The organism is Myroides pelagicus, assembly GCF_009711055.1.
GTDB lineage: Bacteria > Bacteroidota > Bacteroidia > Flavobacteriales > Flavobacteriaceae > Flavobacterium > Flavobacterium pelagicum.
Genome location: NZ_WMJY01000060.1, coordinates 1 through 7,955, shown reverse-complemented (window position 1 = coordinate 7,955; position 7,955 = coordinate 1). Strand labels below are relative to the sequence as shown.

Annotated in this window: 7 protein-coding genes and 1 pseudogene; 3 read left to right on the top strand and 5 right to left on the bottom strand. The window is 34.6% G+C overall.

Going from position 1 to position 7,955, the window contains the following annotated elements; genetic code table 11:
• Together GJV77_RS14750 and GJV77_RS14270 are read left to right on the top strand one after the other, a co-directional pair.
• A pseudogene (locus GJV77_RS14750) lies at positions 1 to 833 on the top strand (hypothetical protein); the annotation flags it as partial.
• 40 nt (positions 834 to 873) lie between these two features.
• The gene (locus tag GJV77_RS14270) at positions 874 to 1,296 is read left to right on the top strand and encodes a hypothetical protein (RefSeq protein ID WP_155037004.1); all 423 of its coding nucleotides are present in this window, start codon (positions 874 to 876) and stop codon (positions 1,294 to 1,296) included.
• A gap of 416 nt (positions 1,297 to 1,712) precedes the next feature.
• On the opposite strand, the gene GJV77_RS14265 is transcribed toward GJV77_RS14270, so the two are convergent.
• The 4 genes from GJV77_RS14265 to GJV77_RS14250 all read right to left on the bottom strand — a co-directional run bounded on the left by GJV77_RS14265 (position 1,713) and on the right by GJV77_RS14250 (position 5,286).
• On the bottom strand, positions 1,713 to 2,345 hold the full coding sequence (locus GJV77_RS14265; protein ID WP_155037003.1) for a nitroreductase family protein: 633 nt from the start codon (positions 2,343 to 2,345) through the stop codon (positions 1,713 to 1,715).
• An 85-nt stretch (positions 2,346 to 2,430) separates the two neighbouring features.
• On the bottom strand, positions 2,431 to 2,856 hold the full coding sequence (locus GJV77_RS14260) for a MarR family winged helix-turn-helix transcriptional regulator (RefSeq protein WP_155037002.1): 426 nt from the start codon (positions 2,854 to 2,856) through the stop codon (positions 2,431 to 2,433).
• A 123-nt stretch (positions 2,857 to 2,979) separates the two neighbouring features.
• On the bottom strand, positions 2,980 to 4,668 hold the full coding sequence (locus tag GJV77_RS14255; protein ID WP_155037001.1) for a hypothetical protein: 1,689 nt from the start codon (positions 4,666 to 4,668) through the stop codon (positions 2,980 to 2,982).
• A gap of 33 nt (positions 4,669 to 4,701) precedes the next feature.
• A complete protein-coding gene (locus GJV77_RS14250) occupies positions 4,702 to 5,286 on the bottom strand; it encodes an O-methyltransferase (protein WP_155037000.1) in 585 nt (194 codons plus the stop codon).
• 316 nt (positions 5,287 to 5,602) lie between these two features.
• Between GJV77_RS14250 and GJV77_RS14245 the strand changes: the two genes are divergently transcribed.
• Positions 5,603 to 6,622 carry an SMI1/KNR4 family protein gene (locus GJV77_RS14245; protein ID WP_155036999.1) on the top strand — a complete coding sequence of 340 codons (1,020 nt, stop codon included), beginning with the start codon at positions 5,603 to 5,605 and terminating at the stop codon, positions 6,620 to 6,622.
• A 38-nt stretch (positions 6,623 to 6,660) separates the two neighbouring features.
• Here GJV77_RS14245 and GJV77_RS14240 read toward each other — a convergent pair whose 3' ends face one another.
• Positions 6,661 to 7,638, bottom strand: coding sequence for a helix-turn-helix domain-containing protein (locus GJV77_RS14240; RefSeq protein ID WP_155036998.1), 978 nt, complete (start codon positions 7,636 to 7,638; stop codon positions 6,661 to 6,663).
• Positions 7,639 to 7,955 lie beyond the last annotated feature (317 nt).

The window sequence follows — 7,955 nt, the reverse complement described above, 5'->3', positions numbered from 1 at the left end:
TGCATTCTACATACTTAATTCACGGTGCGAAACTTCATAAAGATTTAGAAGTAGGCTTGGTTGAAGGTGCTGTTTTTGAGTTTGAATATGCGTTGAGTGAGATGAATGATGAATCTTCTCTGTCTGGAGGGTTGACCTTTTTCTTAGTGGATTCTAAAGCTAACGTAAAGAAAATGGGGTATGGAGGGTCAGGATTAGGCTACGTGTATAATATAAGCAATAGTACAGAAAACAAACCAGGAATAGTGGGTGCTTATTTAGGTATAGGCTTTGATGTAAACGGTCATTCTAAGAGTGAATATGTAACGAAAGCTTATCAGTTGCGAGAGGCAATTTCACAACAACGTTATTTAGAACAAGGGACGACAAGTTATAAACTGTGGAATCATTTATATGACAAGCATATTACTTTTCGTGGAGGTTTTATGAATGATTATAGAGGTTTTCCTGTTTTATATACTCATTATTACGGTAATGAAGTTGATGAAAGTGCACCTAATTACGCACAATTAGATTACAAAACTGGTCAGTATATTTTTGGTAAAAACGACAATGCTCCTAAATTTGATATTACTAACGGAGGTGCTGATCCCAATCCTAATTTTCAAAAGATTATAGTTGAGATAAAGGCAAGTGAGGATAAAAAGTCAACTATCATATCAGTTAAAAGTAGAGTAAATGGTCAAGACTTGATTCTAATAGATCATTTTAAATATGATACTACTTTTAAGACGTTTCGTCAATTGGGAATTAATACGCCAGATGAGGAGCTGTATCAGTATGATGTACCAATACCTGATAAAGTAAAAAATAGGTTTTGTTGGAGCGACTGAAAAAAATCGTGAAAATCGTACAATAGTTCGAAATTTAAGAGTGTCTCCTATTCAAAATAGCTTTGCTTTAGATGCTATTGAAGAAGAAATTTGTGTGAGTGAACTGAGAGATAGTAAAGGTGTATTTGCTAAGATGACAATTATGGAGCCGGAAGAATTTATATTAGATTACACTACCTTTCACTTTACAGATCATGAGGGCAATATTATTGGTGATTCTAGTTTCGAGGAGTCCGGTAAAGGGATGTGGCAATTTGATGCTTCTCGTAGCGAATTGATATTCAGACTTTATGATTTGGATTTTATAGGTGGAGATCAGCTAGAGGTTTATTATACAATTGAAGGTGTATCAAAAGACGGAAATAGATTTGTCAAATCGGAACCTGCATTAGCTACGATAAAAGGTATTTCATGTGGTGCTACTATCAATAAGCATATCCAAACAATACTAAATTTGTACTAACGTCAGTTAGTACGCATAAATAATATTTAGGTTGCTGATTATGTGTTTTTTTAAATGCAGTTGTTTACGAGAAAGTGATTAAAGCAAAATAATTAGTTGATTATCATGGTTATATAATTAACTAATTATCATAAGGGCTAATAGACAATGCTCTTTAAATAAGAAAATTCCCTATTTTATATTTATCTAGAAAACAGAGTGGCACTAGCGTATAGGTGTTTGCTCTGTTTTCGCGTTTACAACTGTTGTGAATTGAGATACTCTGTCCTTTTAGAAGGTATCATCAATAATTACACAGGAGTGTTGTAGGCAATAGTATAAACAAAAAAGGCGTTATATTTAGTAGAAGCTTACTTCTGCTAAGAATAACGCCTTTTTATTTCTAAATAAAGCAGATCCTTTAGTTGTTTCTTAAATTATATTTCGATGACAAACTCATCTTTAGGTACGCGAACTTTCTTCATATTTCCCATCCAGTCATTGGCTTTATCAGCATGTCCTACATAGATAAGCGATACACTTTTTAGTCCGTATTTTTCTAATTCCAATACGCGATCCACTACGCTATTGTCAAAACCTTCTGCAGGTGTTGTATCTACTTTTAATTCAGCTGCTTGAGCTAGTGCTAATCCAAGGGCAATATAGGTTTGACGAGCTGTATGTGCGAAGTTTACCTCATTGGGTTGGTTTAGATAGATGTCTTTCAACTTGCTTGTATAAGCGTCAAATCGCCCTCTAGGAAGTCCTCTTTCATCAGTAGTATAGTCATATACTTTGTCGATGCGCTCGGCTGTATATTTATCCCATGCTGCCAGTACGATGATGTGAGAAGCATCACGCATACACTCTGGGTTCAGTGCTCCTTCGACTAACTTTTCTTTTACAGACTGATCAGATACCACAATCACTTTAAAAGGTTGGAGTCCTGATGAAGTTGGTGCTAAGCGAATGGCTTCTACGATTTTATCAATGTTTTCTTGGCTTACTTTTTTTGTTGGATCATAGGCTTTTACCGCATGTCTCCAATTTAGGTTTTCAATTAATGACATAGTATTTTACTTTCTGTTTTTCGTTATTTTGTTGTCCAAGTTTATAGGACATTTTCTTTGTTTTACTGTATTGTAATTCAAGGGGCTATTTTTGCTTATTGAGAATTCGGCAAACGACCTCTTTGAGTAAATTTAGTTCTTCAGGGGTCACTTGCATGGATTCCATGAGCTTTTGTGGAATGCTACACGCTTGCTCTTTTAACTTTATCCCCTTAGGTGTTAGTGAGACCATTACGATACGTTCGTCTTGTGTGGAACGTTGACGAGAGACCAGTTCTTTTTGCTGCATGCGCTTGAGTAGGGGAGTGAGTGTTCCTGTATCTAGAAATACGCGTTCGCCCAACTGTCCAACGGCTAGTTCTGTTTCTTTCCAAAGCACTAGTAGTACTAAATATTGTGGATAAGTGATGTCTAACTCGTCCAAAAAAGGGCGATAGTGATTTACTATTTCTCTAGCTAAAGCATAGATCGGAAAGCAAACTTGGTTTTCTAAGGCTAATTGATCACTCATGTATTGTAATGTTAACTGGATCAAAGGTATGTAAATTATATTGTGTGCAATATAATTTTACAAAACATTAGCATATGTCAAATGTATAAAGACAAAAAAAAGAGAACCGAAGTTCTCTCTTACTTACTTATTGTCCTCTTTTATCATGTTTAAGATTAGCTCGTTTAAGCTTCTTCTATTAGCGGTGTATTTTTTAAAGGCTTGAGTGATTTGTTCTTTGGAGTAATGTTTGGTAATAAAATCAGCCAATTTAGGTTCTACTATTTGATTAAAGGTTAGATATTGTCCTATTTCTAAAACTTTATTTAAAAAGCATAATGGGTTCTCTTTTTGTAGTTGTTCAGCATAACAGTAGATAATTGTTTGAGGTATATCGTTATTTAATACTTCAAGCATTTTTTTATAGTTCTGTTCGCTATGGAGTATATCAAAGTATAGTTCTACATTAGAATTGTCATCATTATAGTAGGAAAAGCTATTGCGTAAGGTAGATAAGACCTTTGTTCTAAACTTGGTAAATATGTTTTGGTCATCTAAGTGTTGTTTGATAAACAAATAATCTTCTAAGTTGGGATCTGTTAAGAAGTTAGTTGCTTTTAGTTTTGCAAGTCCTTTATAGTTCTCAGTAGTAATGTAAATTTCAGTGAGTATTTCAATATAAGGTGTATTGTAGAAAGGATGATAGTTTGAGTCCATAATTTCTAAGCAATACTTTTGCGTTAATTCTATATCGTGAACTAACAAGTGTTCAAGAAACAATAGATTGTATTGATTTTCAAACCTTATAGGTTTAAACAAATGATAGTTGTCTTTGAAGTCATCAGTATTAATTAATACAATTAAGAAGAAGTATAGTTGTTCTACATCTTCGCCGAACCTGTTTTTTTTGTTGAAGTACTTGAGTAGTTTAATTATTTCAGAGGAAAATGCTTGTTTGATACTTTTATCGTTTAGCTGAGAAAATAACTTAACCAATAGCTCTAACGACATTGTTTCTAAGTGATAATCAGTTGAATCGTAAAGTGTTGAGAATAGGTTTTTTATTATTATTCCTTGCTCGGTTTGATCTTTGATATTTAGTATGGATAAGCTATAAAAGTCGGCAAATTTACCAGCAAATGTTTCAATTCGCGTGGAATTGTAATTAATCTGTCTTTCTAATAGGTACAGTCGTTTAGCACTATACTGATAGATTTCTAAACAAATTGGTTTGGTCATTGACATAGTCATAAAGTCTTGTACGGGCTTTAAGGCTAAGGTCAATAAGTCGACATACTTTTTCATGTCTTTTGCATCTGCGGACTTTCTTCTTCCAAATACAGCTTTGTGAATATCGTCAAATATTTTTTCAATGTCCTGAACAGTATAAGACAATTGCTCTTTTTTTCGAAAAGTAAGCATAAACTCCTGTTCTACTTCTTTGTTTTTTTTAAACAATTCTAAAAGCCACGTATATACCTGATCTTGTCCTGTCTCTTGTAATAGTAGAGCACTTGGTGTAAGCTTTTTTGTTGAGGTTTTCTTTTTAGTTAGTGTATTATTTTTGCTTGTTTTTTTTACTCCACTGATTTGTTGATTGACTGCTTGTAACATACAAACTCGATGGGCACATAAATCATTATCTGATTCAGTACAATCACAAGTCATATTAACAATCTGCTTGCCTTTTAACCAGATGTGAACATCAAAACTCTTAGAGTCATCGTCAACAAAGCCTACCCAATAGTCTTTATCTTCTTGATCTAATTCACGTACAACTAATTTTGTAGTATTAAACTTGTCTGATTGCTTAAGTAATTGAAGTATGGTCATTGATGAGGTTTAATTAATTTAGGATAAAGATATTTATTTTTTTGATACAAATAGTAGTCCTGCTCCTACAGGATCTACATGTGTAGTATAGACTCCTTCGCGTTGAATTAGGGCAATAAAGTCGCTGACTTGATCGTGATGAGACACTGCGTTATCGACGATTAATAGGCTATTAGGGGTTTGTAGTAATCGCTTCAAATCTGGCCAATAACTCGTGTAGTAGCTGCGCTGGGCATCTAAAAAGATGAAGTCAAAGACTGGATCTGCCGTTTCCAAAAAAGCTTTAGCATCTAGAGTCAGTAGAGTAACTGGACTAAGTAGATCAAATTGAGCTAAGTGTTCTCGAGCTTTAGCTGTGCGGGTAGCATCGATCTCTAGGGTGGTTAGTTTACCAGCTGTACTAAGTGCCGCATCGGCAAGCCATAAGGTAGAAAAGCCATTAGATGTCCCAATTTCTAAGAGATTTCTAAATTGTTGAGTTTTGACAATCGTTGAGATGAGTTCTGCCGATTCAGGCTCTAAGTTTCTCCATCGATCAAGTCTATTTTCTTTTGTGCTATCTTCTTCTTGAAAGGTTTTATATAGCCTTAGTATCTCTTGTTTGGTTTGTTTATTCATGTCGTTTGCTTTTCTAGGGTGAAGATACGATTTTTACTTATAAAAATATTAGCTACCCTCTTGTTCTATCAAAAACAGATATTCATAAACGCCTTATAGCTTTGTTTGTCTCATACTTTAGTCAGTCTTGTTTTTAAAACCTATCAGGATATACTGCAACTAATAATTGATTTACAGACATTTCTTTTCCTTGCTTTCTTGACCTATGTGAGCAGTAACTTGGCAGCAAATACTGTGTTTTTGAATATTAAAGTGTATTTTGGTGCAAAAAGAGAATATATTGTAAATTCACGGAAATAAAAGTAATGAACTAATCATGAAAAGACCCAAAACAGTACCTATAGAGGCAGTATATGATAGAGAAGAACAGCAGTGGGTATTAGGCCAAAACAATGCCTTAGGGCAACCTATTGGAGAGTGGAAATGCTGGGCTGGTGAAGGATATTTGAGCAGTAATACTTTTTTTAGTGAAGAAGGCGAGTTAATTCGTTGCGATCGGTTTCACCCCAATGGAGCACTGGCTCAGCAGATGAGTCTTGATGAACAAGGGGAGCATCAGGTGACTTACTATAAGGCGGCGGTTGATACTGATGAGTATTTTCCACATAGTCCTTTTGTCAATGCCCATAAAGCAGTTAAGCAAAACAATAGTAGTCCGAGTGCTTATCTATTCTATGACGAGTCAGATAGCCAACTATCTGTCTTTGGGGATAATCAACAAGAGATGACTTCTTTACTCAAAGCAAAAGAAGGTGAAACCGCTAAACAAGCTGTTGAGCGTCTGGATTGTTTTATTGATCTGTTGATGGAGAATGAGAATCTCGATGAGGACTATGTAGATGAGATAGATTCAGGATTTAGACCTGTAGAGTTAGAAGAAGTTTCTGCCGAGCGTTTAGCTCAATACGAACAAGACTTAGGTATTGAGTTTCCACCTTCATATAAATCTTTTGTCTTAGAAAAGGGTTTTATACAATTTGGTCAGTATAATGAGTTTAATCGAAGGCTCTTTGATGAGTATAGTCGATTAAGCGACGCATTAGGGTATTGGAATATTGACAGCGCCATAGAGTTTGATCAAACAACAAAGGAGAAATTGGATAATATTATTACTTTTTCTTATGGCGATGAAGGCTTGCAATTACAATGGTTTCACTGTTTTGACTATAATACTTTAAACCCTGATACAGCAGAGGTGGATATAATTGACTTTGATCAAGATGACTGTCATAACCCTTTGGCTTCTTGCAGTGAGCAAATGTGTGTTGGTCGCGGATTTGACAATCATATCAGTAGAATAGTAGATATGGAAATTAGCTTGATATTAGATCAGTAGGTCTTATTAGTCTTCGATAGCATAGAGTCTATGGAAGACTATTTTTGTTTGAAGGCACTAGGTGAGCAGCCAAACTTGTTTTTAAAAGCAGTAGAGAAGTGTCTTGGGTTTTTATACCCGAGGAGATAGGCGACTTCACTTATACTGATTTGTTGATTAGTGAGTAAGCGTTTGGCTTGTTCTAGTTTTTGTTGATTCCAAAGCCCAAAGACTGTAGTGCCAAATAATTCTTTAAAGCCTTTTTTTAGGGTAAACTCGTTAGTGCCAACCCGATGAGCTAGGTCGATAAGAGAATCTTCTGCATCGAGATTATTGATGATATAATCTTTGACAGCTTGTATTTTTTCTATATCTGTTTTATTGATACTAAGTGGTTTTTGATGTCTCAGTGAGAGTTGTTCTAATTGTATGAGTAATAACTCGATAACCTTCGCCTCGATATACATACGCTTGAATGCTCCTGATCGATTGCATTGTATAATATCTACTATGAGTTGATACATTAAGGGGGTTATTGCTTGATTTACAGGGCTAAGTAGTCCTGACTTTTCTTTGGTGATAAGGTTGTGGAACCGATCAAACAATTGATTGTCTTGAGGTAGATATTTTAGGAAAAACTCAGGTGTTAGGTTGATTTCACAGAGGTATAGATCCTTTTCTGTCCATTGAATTTGCCCAGCGTTGTTGTCCGAATAGATAATATTGTGCTGATAAGGAGAAAACTCGACAGTTTGTTTTCTCTTGTTGGTTGTAGAAAGGCTCCTACCTTTTAAGGCAAAGTGCATTTCAATAGTTTTAAAGTCACTATCAAAGCTTATAGATAGAGGCTTTTCAAAGTGCGTAGTACCTATACTAATGTGTACCCCATTAAAACAAATTTCTTTATATGTCCCCGTTGCATAGTGTTCACTAAACTGAATACTGTTTTCTATCAAGGGTTCTTTTTGCGTGAGCTTTAAGGGATACTCTCGCTCAATCAGTAGATTGTTTTGTTTATCGTATAGGCGTAGATTCATGTCTTGTTTTTTAATTTTTTTATCGGAGTTTTTATTCCCGATTGCGGATATTTTAGATCAGTCTAAAATATAGCTTTGCACAAATGTATTAATTAAATAGAATGATTCTTTATAATATAGTGTAAATAACAATGTCTTATGTCAAATATACCTTAGCTAAAAGTGTTTGAGGTTATTGTTAATCGATTTACGCTGATAGTGTTTTGGAGTATTTGAATTAGAAAGGTAAGACCATTATGAAAAGTTATTCTATGTAGAAAGTAAAAGTGTAAATTAAAATAACTTAGATTCAACAAATAAATGCAACAGCATTTAAA

Bases quoted from the DNA above. Each gene is read 5' to 3' on its own strand.
- GJV77_RS14245 (WP_155036999.1), top strand. From the start codon at position 5,603: ATGAAAAGACCCAAAACAGTACCTATAGAGGCAGTATATGATAGAGAA.
- GJV77_RS14250 (WP_155037000.1), bottom strand. From the start codon at position 5,286: ATGAATAAACAAACCAAACAAGAGATACTAAGGCTATATAAAACCTTT.
- GJV77_RS14255 (WP_155037001.1), bottom strand. From the start codon at position 4,668: ATGACCATACTTCAATTACTTAAGCAATCAGACAAGTTTAATACTACA.
- GJV77_RS14240 (WP_155036998.1), bottom strand. From the start codon at position 7,638: ATGAATCTACGCCTATACGATAAACAAAACAATCTACTGATTGAGCGA.
- GJV77_RS14260 (WP_155037002.1), bottom strand. From the start codon at position 2,856: ATGAGTGATCAATTAGCCTTAGAAAACCAAGTTTGCTTTCCGATCTAT.
- GJV77_RS14265 (WP_155037003.1), bottom strand. From the start codon at position 2,345: ATGTCATTAATTGAAAACCTAAATTGGAGACATGCGGTAAAAGCCTAT.